General features: G+C 71.2%; 13 protein-coding genes. 5 read left to right on the forward strand and 8 right to left on the reverse strand.

All coding sequences use genetic code 11. From position 1 onward, the window contains the following. The first annotated feature begins 1 nt into the window (after window position 1). From ACH41F_RS28425 to ACH41F_RS28435, 3 genes are all read left to right on the forward strand, one after another. The gene (locus ACH41F_RS28425) at window positions 2–415 is read left to right on the forward strand and encodes a roadblock/LC7 domain-containing protein (protein WP_005479603.1); all 414 of its coding nucleotides are present in this window, start codon (window positions 2–4) and stop codon (window positions 413–415) included. A 97-nt stretch (window positions 416–512) separates the two neighbouring features. Then, window positions 513–1,091 (forward strand): DUF742 domain-containing protein, encoded by a 579-nt coding sequence (locus ACH41F_RS28430; RefSeq protein ID WP_391232542.1) that lies wholly within the window; start codon window positions 513–515, stop codon window positions 1,089–1,091. Continuing rightward, window positions 1,072–1,653 carry an ATP/GTP-binding protein gene (locus tag ACH41F_RS28435; RefSeq protein ID WP_026248371.1) on the forward strand — a complete coding sequence of 194 codons (582 nt, stop codon included), beginning with the start codon at window positions 1,072–1,074 and terminating at the stop codon, window positions 1,651–1,653. Before ACH41F_RS28430 ends, ACH41F_RS28435 begins: the two co-directional genes overlap by 20 nt. Window positions 1,654–1,801: 148 nt before the next feature. On the opposite strand, the gene ACH41F_RS28440 is transcribed toward ACH41F_RS28435, so the two are convergent. The 3 genes from ACH41F_RS28440 to ACH41F_RS28450 all read right to left on the reverse strand — a co-directional run bounded on the left by ACH41F_RS28440 (window position 1,802) and on the right by ACH41F_RS28450 (window position 6,120). Continuing rightward, window positions 1,802–1,990 (reverse strand): acyl-CoA carboxylase epsilon subunit, encoded by a 189-nt coding sequence (locus ACH41F_RS28440; protein WP_391232543.1) that lies wholly within the window; start codon window positions 1,988–1,990, stop codon window positions 1,802–1,804. 46 nt (window positions 1,991–2,036) lie between these two features. Continuing rightward, the gene (locus ACH41F_RS28445) at window positions 2,037–3,620 is read right to left on the reverse strand and encodes a carboxyl transferase domain-containing protein (RefSeq protein ID WP_391232544.1); all 1,584 of its coding nucleotides are present in this window, start codon (window positions 3,618–3,620) and stop codon (window positions 2,037–2,039) included. Between the two features lie 154 nt (window positions 3,621–3,774). Then, window positions 3,775–6,120 carry a polysaccharide lyase 8 family protein gene (locus ACH41F_RS28450; protein ID WP_398838039.1) on the reverse strand — a complete coding sequence of 782 codons (2,346 nt, stop codon included), beginning with the start codon at window positions 6,118–6,120 and terminating at the stop codon, window positions 3,775–3,777. A gap of 133 nt (window positions 6,121–6,253) precedes the next feature. Here ACH41F_RS28450 and ACH41F_RS28455 point away from each other — a divergent pair, with 133 nt between their 5' ends. After that, window positions 6,254–6,808 carry a YceI family protein gene (locus tag ACH41F_RS28455; RefSeq protein WP_391232547.1) on the forward strand — a complete coding sequence of 185 codons (555 nt, stop codon included), beginning with the start codon at window positions 6,254–6,256 and terminating at the stop codon, window positions 6,806–6,808. 290 nt (window positions 6,809–7,098) lie between these two features. Further along, window positions 7,099–7,881: a trypsin-like serine protease gene (locus tag ACH41F_RS28460; protein ID WP_391232548.1), complete on the forward strand. Its 783-nt coding sequence runs from the start codon at window positions 7,099–7,101 to the stop codon at window positions 7,879–7,881. 140 nt (window positions 7,882–8,021) lie between these two features. Here ACH41F_RS28460 and ACH41F_RS28465 read toward each other — a convergent pair whose 3' ends face one another. From ACH41F_RS28465 to ACH41F_RS28485, 5 genes are all read right to left on the reverse strand, one after another. Further along, the gene (locus ACH41F_RS28465; RefSeq protein ID WP_398838042.1) at window positions 8,022–9,398 is read right to left on the reverse strand and encodes a hypothetical protein; all 1,377 of its coding nucleotides are present in this window, start codon (window positions 9,396–9,398) and stop codon (window positions 8,022–8,024) included. Window positions 9,399–9,432: 34 nt separating this feature from the next. Beyond that, complete coding sequence (locus tag ACH41F_RS28470) at window positions 9,433–12,441, reverse strand: glycoside hydrolase family 3 protein (protein ID WP_398838043.1); 3,009 nt, start codon at window positions 12,439–12,441, stop codon at window positions 9,433–9,435. 187 nt (window positions 12,442–12,628) lie between these two features. Next, window positions 12,629–14,233: a citramalate synthase gene (cimA, locus tag ACH41F_RS28475; protein ID WP_398838045.1), complete on the reverse strand. Its 1,605-nt coding sequence runs from the start codon at window positions 14,231–14,233 to the stop codon at window positions 12,629–12,631. A gap of 320 nt (window positions 14,234–14,553) precedes the next feature. Continuing rightward, entirely contained in the window at window positions 14,554–15,153 is a 600-nt protein-coding gene (locus tag ACH41F_RS28480) for a TetR family transcriptional regulator C-terminal domain-containing protein (protein WP_391232553.1), read from the reverse strand. Between the two features lie 10 nt (window positions 15,154–15,163). Then, on the reverse strand, window positions 15,164–16,183 hold the full coding sequence (locus tag ACH41F_RS28485) for an agmatine/peptidylarginine deiminase (RefSeq protein ID WP_398838048.1): 1,020 nt from the start codon (window positions 16,181–16,183) through the stop codon (window positions 15,164–15,166).

A 16,183-nucleotide genomic window follows, 5' to 3' on the forward strand; every position in this document is an offset into this window, starting at 1 on the left:
GATGAGCCAGGCGGCACAGAACCTGAACTGGTTGATCACCAACTTCGTGGACAACACCCCCGGGGTGTCCCACACGGTGGTGGTCTCCGCCGACGGACTCCTTCTGGCGATGTCCGAGGGTTTTCCGCGTGACCGCGCCGACCAGCTTGCGGCCGTCGCCTCCGGTCTGACCTCACTGACCGCCGGTGCCTCGCGCATCTTCGAGGGCGGCAGCGTGAACCAGACGGTTGTGGAGATGGAGCGGGGATTCCTCTTCATCATGTCCGTCTCCGACGGATCCTCGCTCGCAGTTCTCGCACATCCCGAGGCGGACATCGGTCTCATCGGGTACGAGATGGCACTCCTGGTGGACCGTGCCGGAACGGTCCTGACGCCCGATCTGCGTGCGGAGCTCCAAGGGAGCCTGCTCAACTAGTAGACAGACGGTGCGTTTTGGCGTCCCGGGGCCGTAAGGTTTCGGGACGCGGCTCCACAGTGATGCGGTGCCCGGCGCAGTCGGAGGAGGAGAGAGAGTGGCAACACCCCCAGGCGGTTCATCGTCCGGTAATTGGTCGTACGGCCCTGGCCAGGGTCAGAACGACGGTTCCCAGAACCCGAACCGTTACAACTTCCCCTCCGCACCCAGCCACCGGCAGCCGTACGCGCCCCAGGGCCCCGGCCCCTCGCCGTACGACCAGCCGTCGGCACCGCGCATCCAGCCTGTGCAGCCGCAGCGACGTGCCCCTGAGTCGGCGCCCGCAGGGTCGTCGCACAACCCCCTGGTGCGCCCGTACGCCATGACCGGCGGCCGGACGCGCCCCCGCTACCAGCTCGCCATCGAGGCACTGGTGCACACCACCGCGCAGCCGCATCAGATGCAGGGCCAGTTGCCCGAGCATCAGCGGATCTGCAACCTCTGCCGTGAGATCAAGTCGGTAGCCGAGGTCTCGGCCCTGCTGACCATCCCTCTCGGCGTGGCCAGGATCCTCGTCGCCGACTTGGCGGAGGCAGGCCTGGTCGCCATTCATCAGCCCGGCGGCGACGAGAGCGCCGGCGGCCAGCCAGACGTGACACTGCTCGAAAGGGTGCTCAGTGGACTTCGCAAGCTCTAGCGGCGGTCCTTCCCGCTCCACCACCTCGGCGAAGATCGTGGTGGCGGGTGGCTTCGGCGTGGGCAAGACCACGTTCGTCGGGGCCGTTTCGGAGATCAACCCGCTGCGCACAGAGGCCGTCATGACGTCTGCTTCGGCGGGCATCGACGACCTCACCCACACCGGAGACAAGACCACGACGACCGTGGCGATGGACTTCGGCCGTATCACCCTGGACCAGGACCTGATCCTGTACCTCTTCGGTACGCCCGGTCAGGACCGTTTCTGGTTCATGTGGGACGACCTGGTGCGTGGTGCGATCGGCGCGATCGTCCTCGTCGACACGAGGCGCCTCGCCGACTGCTTCCCGGCGGTCGACTACTTCGAGAACTCGGGGCTTCCCTTCGTGATCGCCCTGAACGGGTTCGACGGGAACCAGCCGTACAACCCGGACGAGGTCCGCGAGGCCCTTCAGATCGGCCCGGACACCCCGATCATCACGACCGACGCGCGCCACCGGGCGGACGCGAAGTCGGCGCTGATCACTCTCGTGGAGCACGCGCTGATGGCGCGCCTGCGGTAGGTGGTTCCTCACGGCCGCTGGGCTGCCTGAGACGGTTGTTGGCCGTCTGTGGCAGCCCGGTGGTTTTTCACGCGGTTCCCCGCACCCCTTCAGGACGCGAGAAGGGCCCCTCTCCTTCGAGAGGGGCCCTTCTGCATGCGGTGGAGGCTCAGTGCCAGCTGTGCGGGGCTCGGAAGCCGCCCTCGCGCTCCAGGCGGCGCCAGCCGGCCTTGGGGTGGGGGCGGTGGCCCGGGGACGCGGGCTGGGCGGCGGCGCGGGCGAGGAGGACGGCCGTGATGGCGGCGACCTCCTCGGGCCCGGCGTGGCCCTTCTCGACGCGGATGTCAGGGGTGTTCATAGGTCTCAGTCTCCGTGAGAGAGGTTTCCGCAGCGGTACCGGTGGGTTACTGCGGGGGGTTGCCGTGCTTGCGGGAGGGCAGGTCGGCGTGCTTGGACTGGAGCATCGCCAGGGACCGGATCAGCACCTCGCGGGTCTCCGCCGGGTCGATCACGTCGTCCACCAGGCCGCGCTCGGCCGCGTAGTACGGGTGCATGAGCTCGGACTTGTACTCCTTGACCATGCGGGCCCGCATGACCTCGGGGTCCTCGGCGTCGGCGATCTGACGTCGGAAGATGACGTTGGCGGCGCCTTCCGCGCCCATCACGGCGATCTCGTTCGTCGGCCAGGCGTAGGTGAGGTCCGCCCCGATGGACTGGCTGTCCATGACGATGTACGCACCTCCGTAGGCCTTGCGCAGGATCAGCGAGATCCGGGGCACGGTCGCGTTGCAGTAGGCGTAGAGGAGCTTGGCGCCGTGGCGGATGATTCCACCGTGCTCCTGGTCGACGCCGGGGAGGAAGCCGGGTACGTCCAAAAGGGTGAGGATCGGGATGTTGAAGGCATCACACATCTGGACGAAGCGGGCCGCCTTCTCCGAGGCCTCGATGTCCAGGACGCCCGCCAGGGACTGCGGCTGGTTGGCGACGATGCCGACGACCTGGCCGTCGAGACGGGCCAGCGCGCAGATGATGTTCCGCGCCCAGCGCTCGTGGACCTCCAGGTACTCGCCGTCGTCGACGATCTCCTCGATGACCTTGGCCATGTCGTACGGCCGGTTGCCGTCCGCGGGGACCAGGTCGAGCAGGACCTCGCCCCGGCGGTCGGCGGCGTCCGTGGCCTCCACGCGCGGGGGGTTCTCGCGGTTGTTCTGCGGCAGCAGCGACAGGAGGTAGCGCACCTCCGCGATGCAGGTCTCCTCGTCGTCGTACGCGAAGTGGGCCACCCCCGAGGTCTCGGCGTGCACGTCGGCGCCGCCGAGGCCGTTCTGGGTGATCTCCTCGCCGGTGACCGCCTTGACGACGTCCGGGCCGGTGATGAACATCTGCGAGGTCTCGCGGACCATGAAGACGAAGTCGGTCAGGGCGGGGCTGTAGGCCGCGCCGCCCGCGCAGGGGCCCAGCATCACGCTGATCTGCGGGATGACGCCCGAGGCCTTGGTGTTGCGCTGGAAGATGCCGCCGTAGCCGGCCAGCGCGCTGACGCCTTCCTGGATGCGGGCGCCCGCGCCGTCGTTGAGGGAGACCAGGGGCGCGCCGGCCGCGATGGCCATGTCCATGATCTTGTGGATCTTGGTGGCGTGGGCCTCGCCCAGGGCGCCGCCGAAGATCCGGAAGTCGTGGGCGTACACGAAGACCGTGCGGCCCTCGACGGTGCCCCAGCCGGTGATGACACCGTCGGTGTACGGCTTCTTGGACTCCAGACCGAATCCGGACGCCCGGTGCCGGCGCAGCTGCTCGACCTCCCGGAAGGAACCCGCGTCCAGCAGCAGCTCGATGCGCTCCCGGGCCGTCAGCTTGCCCTTGGCGTGCTGTGCCTCGGTCGCCTTCTCACTGGGGCCGGCCAGCGCCTGCGCACGGATCTCGTGCAGCTCGGCCACTCGCCCGCGTGCGTCCGTCGGCTCACCCGGCGCGTCATCCAAAACGGTCATGTAGTGACCTTACGAAGCGCGGCAAGGAAAGCGAGCCGTCGACTCCGTACAGTCTCCGGCCCGTTTTCCTGGTACCCCTGAACAGAACCTCGGCGGCATGCAGGCGTTCTGACTGCTCAGGGGGCATCCAGCTTGTAGAGATCGCACAAAGCCGTCAGCTGAGAGTCACCTCACATTCCCGTGTCTCACATGCCCTCGACGGAGTGACACGCAGACGCAGACGGCGGCCCGTGGCGAGGACCTCGACCGAGTCGTCGGCCCGGACCACCATGCCGACCGGGTGGTCCCAGGTGATCTCCAGCGGCTCCCCGGTGCGCGGCGGCTCGCTCACGCAGAGGGTAGCGGTGCGGCCCCGCCGACGGAGCAGCACGCTCGCGCCCGCGGAGGCGGTGAGCCCGCCCGCCGTGCCGGCCTGCCAGAACGTGGCCGCGGTGAGGCCGAGCGAGGGGACACGGACCGCCTGGCACGCGGCGTCGTTGGCGAGGACGGACAGCCACCGCCGGTCGGCGGCGCGGGCGGCCACCTCCCGGCGGGAGGCTCCCGGCAGCAGGACGTAGACGTAGGAGGCGTCGGTCGGGTCCGTGCCGTGGTCCAGCCAGAGGGTCTGCCAGCGGCGGGTGGCCCGCTCCGTCGTGCTGGTGGTGTTGATGTCCGACCAGGCGCCGGTGCGGTCCTCGCGCAGGGTGCGCAGTTCGCCGTACGGCACCACCCAGCCGCCGTGTCCCTCCAGATGCGCCCACCCGTGGCCCTGCACGAAGGTCTGGGTGCCGCCCTCCCCGAGGTTCCGGTTGTCGACGACCGTCTCGACGGGGACGCCGTCGGCGCAGCTGATCCCGGCGCCCAGGCAGACCACCGCGTCGGCGACGCAGAACCACGACTTGCGGGCCTGGAGCGTGGAGCCGAGGCCCTTGAGGTGCTGCCCGATCGCCGCGTACTCGCCGTCGGTGGCGCCCCCGACCCAGCGCACGTCGGGCCTGGGCTCGCCCCACTCGCCGCCGGCCCGGTCGGGGAGGCGTCTGGTGGAGACGGTGGTGCCGGGCAGGCGGTACCAGTCGACCGTCGGCCAGTACCAGTCCGTGTACTGGTCGCCCAGGCCCTCGGCCCACCAGGAGAGCATGCCGGATCCGGTGTGCCAGCCGCGCGGGTTCTCGCCGTTGCCGCACTCGTAGTGGGCGATCCGGTCGCTGGCCATGGCGAGGGTGGCGACGAAGCCCGGGCGGCGGTGGACGGCCCGGTCCATGGCGGCGAAGAGGTGGTGGCCGACCGGGTCGGGCGCGGCGGGGACAGGGGAGGCGGCGACGGCGTGCAGGCGGGCGAGATCGCCCGTGCCGAACTGACGTGCCGTCAGTATCGGTGCCACGGTGTCCCGTTCGATCCATCCCTTGATCCGTCCGTACCAGCGCTCGCGCTCCTCCTCGCTCGCCCCCTGGGCGAGCAGGGCGATGGCGGCGATGATCCCCTGGCCGTGGAAGTGGTCGCCGCGCAGTACGTGGCGGTCGTCGCTCTTGAGGTAACCGCGGCTGATGGCGCGGCCGTTGACGCAGTCCATCATCAGGCCGTCGTGGATCAGGGGCGCGTAGGCGTGCTCGACGCTGTCCAGGACGATCTGCCGGCCGGGGTCGGTCACCTCCCACTCGGATCCGGCGAGCAGGGCGAAGAGCCGGCCGAGGCCGTCGAGGAGGACCTGGCCGTAGGTGCCGGAGTAGGCGACCCAGGTGTGCTGGACGAAGGAGCCGTCGGCGTAGAGGCCGTCACCCCGGGTCACGTACGGGAAGACCGGGGAGAGGGCGTCGCGGGCGAGGGCGATCCGGTCCGGGGCGCGGCCGAGGATGCCGCGCAGGGCGACGGAACGGCACAGGTCGACGCGGTTGGCCCCGGTGGAGGTGCCGGAGTAGTCGGTGAGCACGGCGTCCGGGATGAAGTGGTCGACGGCGGCGCAGGCCGCTTGCCGCTGCTCGTCGGTGAGGTGGTCGTACAGGGCGACCGAGAGGTCCATGAGGAGGCGGGGGCTGCCGATCTGCCACTCCCACCAGTTGCCGTAGCGGTTGGTGGCGGGGTGGTAGATCGTGGCGGAGAGGTGGTCGAGGCCGCGCAGGACGGCCGCGAGGAGGGTGTCGTCGCCGGTGGAGCCGGTGCCGGGCTGGAGGTGGGCCTGGGCCATGGTCCACAGGCGGCCGTAGCTCTGGGTGATGCCGGAGGGCGGGTCGTAGGGGCGGTCGGGCCAGAGGGAGCGCGAGCCGGGGGCCATGGTCGCGCGGAAGCCGCGGGCCAGTTCGCCGGTCCCTGCGAGGCGGGAGGCGTAGGGCTCGGCGGTCGGGTCGTAGCCGGTGCCGAGGGCGATGTCGAGCCAGCGGCGCCGCAGGGTGGCGTAGGGATCGGGGTCGGGTGCGGCGTCGGGCGGGGCGGCGAGCGAGGGCGGGGCGGCCGTGGCGAGGAGCGCCGCGGCGAGGAGGACGGCTCGGCGGGCGGGGCGGAACAGGGCTCTGCGGTCCGGGTTCATGTCCTGGGCATCTACCACCTCAGCGTCACCGCGCCAACACGGAGCGGATGATGTTGAAAGTCGAACGGAATAGGTCTACCGTCGTTCCCGTTGAGTAGTTCAAGCTTCAACAACCACTCCCAAGGAGCACATCATGACGAACCTCGACCTGACCGCGCTGACCGGCGACTACACGATCGACACCGCCCACTCCACGATCGGCTTCACCGTCCGCCACGCCATGGTGACCAACGTCAAGGGCAAGTTCCTCGACTTCAGCGGCTCGCTGCACCTGGACGGCGGCGACCCGTCCGCGTCCACGGCGTCCATCGACGTCAAGATGGACAGCATCGACACCGGGTCGGCCGAGCGGGACGGGCACCTCAAGAGCGCGGACTTCTTCAAGATCGAGGAGTACCCGACGATGACCTTCCGCTCCACGTCCGCGGAGGCGCTCGGCGGCGAGGACTACCGCATCACCGGTGACCTGACCATCCTCGGCACCACCAGGCCGCTCACCATCGACCTCGAGTTCAACGGCGCCGCCAAGGACCCCTTCGGCAACGAGCGCGTGGGCTTCGAGGGCAAGGCGGAGATCAAGCGCTCCGACTGGGGCCTGACCTGGAACGCCGCACTGGAGACCGGCGGCGTGCTGATCTCCGACAAGATCAAGCTGAGCTTCGACATCTCCGCGATCAAGAACGCGTGACCCCTCCGCGTCGGCGCCGGTGAGTCCTCTCGTGACTCACCGGCGCTTTCGCGTTCCGTCGAGGAAGCGGGCGACCCCGGGTGGGGCAGCGGTGGCGCATCCGGCCGGTCTCGCGTCGGCCTGGCCGAATCACACCCCTTGTGCGGTGTCTCACAGCATTCTCATAATCCAGCAACAGATTTGACCTGCCCATGCCATCGGAGGGGCGTCACTTCGCTGTCCTGATTGGCATGCGCACGACACCTCTGCTCTGTCCTCGAGCACTTCCACCCCCCACGGAAGGCATCACGGTGAACAGACTCCTCACGGCCCTCAAGAGATGCGCGGTGCTCGGCGCCGCCGCGCTCGCGATCGCCAGTCTTCAGCCCGTCTCGGCCGCGCAGGCCGCCCCCGCCCCCGTCGTCGGCGGAACCCGGGCCGCGCAGGGCGAGTTCCCGTTCATGGTGCGGCTCTCCATGGGCTGCGGCGGCGCGCTGTACACCCAGCAGATCGTGCTGACGGCCGCCCACTGCGTGAGCGGTACCGGCCCGAACACCAGCATCACCGCGACCGCGGGCGTCGTGGACCTTCAGTCCACCAGCGGGCGGGTCCAGGTCAGGTCGACGTATGTGTACCGGGCTCCCGGCTACAACGGGGACGGCAAGGACTGGGCGCTCATCAAGCTCGCCTCGCCGATCAACCTGCCGACGCTGAAGATCGCCACGACGACGCAGTACAACACCGGGACGTTCACCATCGCCGGGTGGGGGGCCGCCCGGGAGGGCGGTGCTCAGCAGCGGTATCTGCTGAAGGCGACCGTGCCGTTCGTGAGTGACGCGACCTGCCGTTCGTACAGCGGCTACAGCGGGCTGATCGCCAACGAGGAGATCTGCGCGGGATACACGGCCGGCGGGGTCGACACCTGCCAGGGCGACTCCGGCGGCCCGATGTTCCGGCGGGACGCCAACAACGCGTGGATCCAGGTCGGCATCGTCAGCTGGGGCATCGGGTGTGCGCGGGCCAACGCGCCCGGTGTGTACACCGAGGTCTCGACGTTCGCCTCGGCGATCGCGTCGGCGGCCGCGTCGCTCTGACGGACGGTTGCTCCCGTACGAGGTTCACGGGCCCGGCGCATGGTGCGCGCCGGGCCCGTCGCTCGTGGTCGGGGAGCCGCCCTCGCCCGGCAGAGGCGCGCCCCGGCCCTCGGGCACCGGCGGTCGCCGTGCGCCGTTCCTCAGAAGCCGCCGCCCCCGAAGTCGCCGCCACCCCCGAAGTCGCCCCCTCCGCCGAAGTCACCGCCTCCGCCAAAGTCACCGCCCCCGCCGAAGTCGCCGGGGTCGAAGTCCGCGCCCGAGACGTCGCCGCCCTCATGTCCTCCGCCGAAGTCGCCGTAGCCGCCGCCGTAGTCGGCCCCGTAGGCCGGGGTGGCCATCATGCTGCCCAGCATCGTGCCGACGAGGAGGCCGGGCAGGAGGCCGCCGCCGAAGTAGCCGCCGGCCCAGGGGCCGTAGGCGGGGCCCGCGTCCCAGTAGGGGCGGCGGCCCTGGTCGGTGTCGACCTCGCGCATCACGGGGTCGCGGCCGTCGGCCAGGCGGGTCGCGTCGGCGGCGCAGACCGGGACCTCGCGGGGCGCGCCGGACGGGGGTGTCCAGGTCGCGTCCGTCACCGAGGGGCCGTGGCGGGGGTCGAAGAAGCAGGGCGGGCGGCGTTCCGGGAGGGGGCGGCCCTCTCGGCGGGCGGCCAGGCGGGCGAGGGAGAAGCGGCCGTCCTCCAGGGCCTGGGTGACGGCGCGCACCTCCTCCGGGTGCCCGGCGGCCGCCATGAAGGACTTCGCCTTCTCGTAGGCGTCCAGCGCGCGCTCGTAGTCCTCGCGCATCGCGTCGTCCGCGCCGGGCTCGCCGGGGTGGAAGTCCAGGCGGTCCAGTTCCTCGCCGAACGCCGTGATGTCCTCGTCCACCACCACCCGCAGCTTCTCCAGCGCGGCCCGCTGCTCCTGCGCGTGGCGGCGGCGGTTGCGGCGGACCAGGGCGTACGCGCCCGCGCCGCCCGCCGCCAGCACGACGCCGGTGGTGACCAGCGCGCCCGTGGAGACGCCCGCGTCGTCGCCGGAGGACCCCCAGCTCGCCGGGGCCGAGCCGCCCATGTTGGCCAGCGCCCGGTCCGTGAAGTCGGCCAGCTGGGTCTGCGCGTCCCGCTCGCCCTGGACGCTCGTCACCAGGTTGCGCACGGCCGCGCGGGGGAGCACGGAGGAGTCCGCGCCGGCGTCGAAGCGGTCCCCGACGCGGGCCGCGTACAGCCCTGTCACGCCGGTCGCGGTGCGCAGGTCGCGCAGGAGGTTCTCGGTCGGCTGGTCCGCGGGCAGGACCGCCACGAAGAGGGCCTTGTCCGCGTCCTCGATCTGCTCGGCGAGCGCGGTGGCCTCCCCCGCGGACATCTGCGCGGAGGCGGCCGGGTCGACGTAGACCGGGCTCTCGCGGAGCGCCTCGGCGATCGCGGAGACGTCGGTGGCGGCGGAGGCGGGCGCGGGGGCCGGCCCCAGGACGGTCAGGGCCGCGAGCGCCAGGGCGGCCAGCAGCCCTGGGAGGCTTCGGGTCCGTAGGACGGACTTCATACTTCGAAGCTACCCGAAGCCTCCCGGAACAGCCTCAGTCCGTCGCCGCCCGGTACGCCTCCGTCAGCCGCTGGACCGCCGCCGCGTACCGTCCGGTCAGCAGCAGGTGATCGGCCTCGGCGAAGGGTTTCGCGAGGGCCGCCGTGACCGGCCGCTGCTGGACGATCAGCCGTGCCCGCGTCACGAGCGCGCGACCCGCCTCGTCGGCCCCGGCCTTCTCGGCCACCGCCGCCGCGACGCCGAGCGCCTTGAGGGTGGTGGCGCCGCCCCCGGGCACCTTGGTCAGGGTCGTCAGGCCCCAGCCGTAGGGGAACTGCGGGTCGTACGTCGGGTCGCCGACGTTGATCGGCAGCTGGGACTCCGACCTGGGCCAGGTGACGGGGAGTTGGCCGGTGAAGGCCCGCTTGCCGTAGAGGACGTCGGCCACGCCGTCGCCCTCGGTCCCCGGCAGCCAGGAGGCGACCAGGGCGTCGATCGTGTCCAGTCGGTCGCCGACGAGCTGCGGGCGGCCGGAGACGACGAGCACCGCGCACCTCATGGCCGCGCACACCTTGTCGACGGCGGCCTGGTCGGCGGCGGACAGCCGCAGGTCGTGTCCGTTGCCGACATCGCCGACGCCCTCGGCGTAGGGGGTCTCGCCGACGACGACCACGCCGACGTCGTGTCCGCCGAGCGGCGCGGAGGCGTCCTTGGAGTAGGTCAGGTGCTCGGAGTTCTCGCGCATGGCCTCCAGGATCGTCGTGCCGGGGGTGATGGCGCCGGAGGAGCCCTGCCAGGTCACGGTCCAGCCGCCGCTCTGGTTGCCGATGTCGTCGGCGTTGGAACCGGCGACGTACACCTTCTGGGACTTCTTCAGCGGCAGCAGCCCGCCGCTGTTCTTCAGCAGCACCTGCGACTCGGCGGCCGCCCGGCGGGCGACGGCCCGGTGTCCGGCGGAACCGATCGCGGCGGCGCCGCTCGTGTCGGCGTACGGCTTCTCGAAGAGGCCGAGGCGGAACTTCTGCGTGAGGATGCGGGAGACCGCGTCGTCGATGCGCTGTGCGCTGATCCGCCCGGCCCGTGCCTCGGCGACGAGGGTGGCGTGGAAGTCCCGGTAGGCGTACGGGACCATGACCATGTCGAGGCCCGCGTTGATCGAGGTGCGGACGTCGGAGGCGCGGTCGCCCGGGATCTGGTCGATGCCGTCCCAGTCGCTGATCACGAAGCCGTCGAAGTCCATACGGCCCTTCAGCACGCCGTTGATCATGTCGGCGCGGGCGTGCATCTTGACGGGGCCCTGTCCGTCGCCGACGAGGTCGAGCGAGGAGTACGAGGGCATGACGGTGCCGACACCGCGGTCGACGGCGCCCTGGTACGGGGCGAGGTGGACGGCCTCCAGCTGCTGCCGGGTGACCTTGGTGACGCCCTGGTCGATGGTGTAGGTGCCGGTGGTGGAGGAGCCGTAGGCGGTGCCGCCGTCGCCGACGAAGTGCTTGGCGGTGGCGAGGACCTTGTCGTCGTCCTTCAGGTCCTTGCCGTTCGGGGCGCCTTGCAGGCCCTGGATGACGGTCTCCATGGACTCGACGAGCGCCGGGTCCTCGCCGAAGGACTCGTAGGAGCGGCCCCAGCGTTCGTCGCGGGTGACGCAGAGGCAGGGGGCGAAGTCCCACGGGACGCCGGTGGCCCGGACCTCGGCGGCGGTCACCGCGCCGGTGCGCTCGACCAGTCGCGGGTCGCGGGAGGCGCCGAGCCCGATGTTGTGGGGCATGACGGTGGCGCCGACGAGGTTGTTGTGGCCGTGCACGGCGTCGACGCCGTAGACGAGGGGGATCTGGAACCGGGTGGCCTGGGCGCGGAGTTGGAATCCGTCGATCATCTTCGCCCAGGCCTCGGGGGTGTTGGGCGTGGGCGTCGATCCGCCGCCGGACAGGAGCGAGCCGAGGGCGTAGGCGGCGACGTCTCCCCCGGCGCCCACCGCCCCGCGCTCGGCCTGGGTCATCTGACCGGCCTTCTCGGCGAGGGACATCCGGGACAGGAGGTCGGCGACCCGCCGTTTCACGGGCAGTTCGGCGTCGAGGTACGGCAGTCCGTGGGCGTCGACGACGATCTGCGGGCTCTCCGCCGGGGGCTTGGCGCCGGTGACGGTGAGCTTGAGCGGGATGGTCTCGGCGTTCTCGGCGGCCTTGTCCCTGAGGGTGGGGACGCGCAGGGTGCGGGTGGCACCGGAGGCGGTGCCCGCGGGGAAGGTCAACTCGCCCTTGACCGGGGTGTAGTCGCCGTTCGACGCGGTGCCGCCGGTCGTCTCGTAGGCGACGGTGACCGGTTCCTCGATCGGGGCCGAGCCGGTGGTGGCGACGGAGATCTCGACGGTGGCGGTGTCGCCCTCCTTCACCGGGTACACGGCGGCGTCGGTGAGGACGCTCGCCCGCAGCGACTGGTCGGCCCTGCCGTACAGTTCGACGCCGTCCATGGCGAACCGGCCCGGGGCGCCGGCGGGCAGGGTGACGGCGTACCCCCAGGTCTCGGTCAGTCCGAGGATGTGGTCGATGCCGCCGACGGGCTGGTAGTCGGTGCGGTAGACGAAGTCGGTGAAGGGGATCTCGATCTGCTTCCAGCCGCTGAAGTCGTCGGTGAAGGACGTCGTCCACAGCTCGGAGGCCTCGCCGTCGGCGCCGCCGTCCTTGAGCTCGAAGGCGATCTTCCGGCCGTTGTCCTGGCCCTCCCACCAGAACCGCACCCCCTTGTGGGCGGACCAGTCGTGGGCGGGCTCGGCGAAGGCGAAGTCGTGGGTGAAACCGCCGTAGCCGCTGATGTCGTAGGTGCCGGAGAGGACGTGGTCGCCCTCGGGGGCGTCGTCGCGGGCGCTCAACCGGAGTGCGGGCGGGTCGTCGTTGTCGCCGCCCCAGGTGAACAGGCCCCCGGCGGGCGGGTTCGCGAAGGGCACCTCGCCCTCGAAGCGGTCGACGGGCGTCGGGACGGGGTCGTCGGCGGCGGCCTGGGCCGACACCATCGGCAGCAGTGTCGCCAGAAGCGCGGCTGAGGCGAGCAGGGCGGTTCTTCGCATGGAGCTTCCCCCTTGGCTCTCTTGGTCCACTCACGGCTTACCTCACGCCGTGAGTTAACTGGCGCCCCGCAGGCCCGTCAAGGCACCGCACCGGCCATTCCGGCTCCCCGGCCCGACGTGACCCGGGTGCGGGTGCGGGGCCTCGGCGAACTCGGGGAGTTCGCCGAGGACTCCTGCCGGGGGTGGGTCACTCGGCGGGCTCGACGCCGGCCCGCAGCAGACCGTAGGTGTACGCGTCCTCCAGGGCCTGCCAGGACGCCGCGATCACGTTCTCCGCCACGCCCACCGTCGACCACTCCCCCGTGCCGTCGGACGTGGAGATGAGGACGCGGGTCGTGGACTGGGTGCCGTGGACGCCCTCCAGGATGCGGACCTTGTAGTCGACCAGCTCGAGCTTGGCGAGCTGGGGGTAGATCTTCTCCAGGGCGACCCGCAGCGCGCGGTCCAGAGCGTTGACCGGGCCGTTGCCCTCCGCCGTGGCGACGATGCGCTCGCCCTTGGCGAAGAGCTTGACCGTGGCCTCGTTGGCGTGGCTGCCGTCGGGGCGGTCCTCGACGATCGCGCGCCAGGACTCGACCTGGAAGTACGTGAGGGGTTTGCCCTCCACCTCGGTCCGCAGCAGCAGCTCGAAGCTCGCGTCGGCCGCCTCGTACGTGTAGCCCTCCAGCTCGCGCTCCTTCACGCGCTCCACGACCCGGCCGACCAGCTCGCGGTCGCCGCCGAGGTCCACGCCCAGCTCCTTGCCCTTGAGCTCGACGGAGGCGCGGCCGGCCATGTCGGAGACCAGCATGCGCATGGTGTTGCCGACCTGCTCGGGGTCGATGTGCTGGTAGAGGTCCGGGTCGACCTTGATCGCCGAGGCGTGCAGGCCGGCCTTGTGAGCGAAGGCGGAGACGCCCACGTACGGCTGGTGCGTCGACGGGGTCAGGTTGACCACCTCGGCGATCGCGTGGGAGATGCGGGTCATCTCGCGGAGGCGGCCCTCGGGCAGGACCTTCTTGCCGTACTTCAGCTCCAGGGCCGCGACCACCGGGAACAGGTTGGCGTTGCCGACCCGTTCGCCGTAGCCGTTCGCGGTGCACTGCACGTGGGTCGCGCCGGCGTCGACCGCCGCGAGGGTGTTCGCGACCGCGCAGCCGGTGTCGTCCTGGGCGTGGATGCCGAGGCGGGCGCCGGTGTCGGCCAGGACCGTGGAAACGACCGCCTGCACCTGGGCGGGGAGCATGCCGCCGTTGGTGTCGCAGAGGATGACCACGGAGGCGCCGGCGTCCGACGCCGCCCTGACGACCGCCTTCGCGTACTCCGGGTTGGCGCGGTAGCCGTCGAAGAAGTGCTCGCAGTCGACGAACACCCGGCGGCCCTGCCCGACGAGGTAGGAGACGGTGTCGCGGACCATCTCCAGGTTCTCGTCCAGCGTGGTGCGCAGAGCGAGTTCGACGTGCCGGTCGTGGGACTTGGCCACCAGGGTGATCACCGGGGCACCGGACGCCAGCAGCGCGTTGACCTGCGGGTCCTGGGCCGCCTTGGCGCCCGCCCGGCGCGTCGCGCCGAAGGCGACCAGCTGGGCGTGCCGGAACTCGATCTCCGCCTGCGCGCGGGCGAAGAACTCGGTGTCCCGCGGGTTCGCGCCGGGCCAGCCGCCCTCGATGAAGCCCACGCCGAAGTCGTCCAGGTGCCGTGCGATGGCCAGCTTGTCCGCGACGGTGAGGTTGATGCCCTCCCGCTGGGCGCCGTCGCGCAGGGTGGTGTCGAAGACGTGGAACGAATCGTCGAGCTCGCTGGTTGCGGTCATGGTCTCAAGGCTCCTGAGGATCAGATCTCGGTCGTACCGGAATGACCGGCTCCACCGCCCCCACATACTCCCTCGCGCTCTCGTCTCCGGCTGCGGGTGGGCCAGAAATGCGAAAAACCCCTCGCGGGTGCGAGAGGTCTGCGCGCGGGTCGAGGACGACGGTGTCCACCCGTACCTGGTCGTACGTGGCGGTCACTGCGGACCGGCGCGCCTGCTGCCAATAATCATGGCGAACGAGAGCACGGGGGCAGTCTGGCACACCCCCCGCACCCCGCTCACGCCTGTCTCAGGATGCGGTCGCTCACTCGAGATGCTCGGGGTCACGCGTCCGCGAGGAGGTTCTCGTCCAGGAATTCCTGTACGTGGCCGAGAATGTGCGCTCGGTCGGTGCCGCGCAGGCCGAGCGCCACGTGGATGGAGAAGCCGTCGAGGAGGGCGCGCAGCCGGGTGGCGAAGCGGTCCGGGTCGAGCGGGCGGAACTCACCCCTCGACACCCCCTCCGCGAGGAGCGCCACCAGGTCGCGGTGCCAGGCGCCCTCGATGGCGACCTGCCGGTCGCGGGCGGTCTCGTCGGCGTTCTGCGAGCGGTTCCAGACCTCCAGCCAGAGGATCCAGTGCGGGTCCCGGTGGCCGTCGGGGACGTACAGGTCGACGTACGCGTCCAGGCGTTCCCGGGCCGTGCCGGTGCGCGCCAGCAGCCGGCCGCGCTCGCCGCCGAGGCGGCCCTCGCTCCACTCCAGGGTCTGGAGCAGCAGCTCGTCCTTGGAGTGGAAGTAGTAGAGGAGGTGGCCGCTGCTCATGCCGACCTCGCGGCCGAGCGCGGCCATGGTGAGCTTCTCCAGGCCGAGTTCGGCGATCATCTCCATGGCGGCGGCGAGAACGTCCCCGCGCGGCGGCGCGTTCCGGCGCGCACCGGCCATCGGTCGGCTCCTAGCTCTTCGGCTGCTGCTGTGTGATGCAGTGGATGCCTCCACCACCCGCGAAGATGGTACGGGCGTCCACCAGCGTCACCGTCCGCTCGGGGAACAGCCGGCGGAAGATGCCGGCCGCGATCTCGTCGCGCGGGTCGTCGAAGGCGCAGAGCACGACCCCGCCGTTGCACAGGTAGTGGTTGATGTAGGAGTAGTCGACCCAGTCGCCGTCCGCGTCCTTGAGGACGGTCGGCGCGGGGACCTCGACGACCTTCAGACGGCGGCCCCGGGCGTCGGTCTCGCCGCGCAGGATCTCCAGGTACTCCCGGGAGCGGGCGTGGTCGGGGTGGCCCGGGTTCTGCTGGCTGTGCACGACGACGGTGCCCGGCCCGGCGAAGGCCGCGACGATGTCGACGTGGCCCTGGGTGCCGTAGGTCCCGTAGTCGCCCGCGAGGCCGTGCGGGAGCCAGATCGCCTTGGTGGTCCCGAGCCTGGCGTGGATCTCCGCCTCGACCTGCGCGCGGGTCCAGCCCGGGTTGCGGCCGGCGCCGAGCTGGACGGTGTCGGTCAGCAGGACCGTGCCCTCGCCGTCGACGTGGATCGCGCCGCCCTCGTTGACCAGCGGCGAGGAGAGCACGGGGACGCCCGCGAGGTCCGCGACATGGCGGGCGATCTTGGAGTCGTGCTCCCAGCGGGCCCAGTCCTGGCCGCCCCAGCCGTTGAACACCCAGTCCACGGCGGCCAGTCGGCCCTCGCGGTCCTTGACGAACGTGGGGCCGATGTCACGCATCCACGCGTCGTCGAGGTCTCGCTCGACCAACTCGACGTCCGGGCCGAGCAGTTCGCGGGCCGAGCGGCCCTGGCCGGGACCGTGCACCACGGTCACCGGCTCGAACCGGCGCACCGAGCGGGCCACGTTCGCCCAGGCGGCGCGGGCCTCGGCCAGTTCCGTGTCGTCGGTGAAGGTCGGGTTGGGGCCGGGCCAGGCCATCCAGGTGCGTTCGTGCGGGGCCCACTCGGGGGGCATGCGGAAGGTCAC

The sequence above is a fragment of the Streptomyces sp. NPDC020489 genome (assembly GCF_044386545.1).
GTDB lineage: Bacteria > Actinomycetota > Actinomycetes > Streptomycetales > Streptomycetaceae > Streptomyces.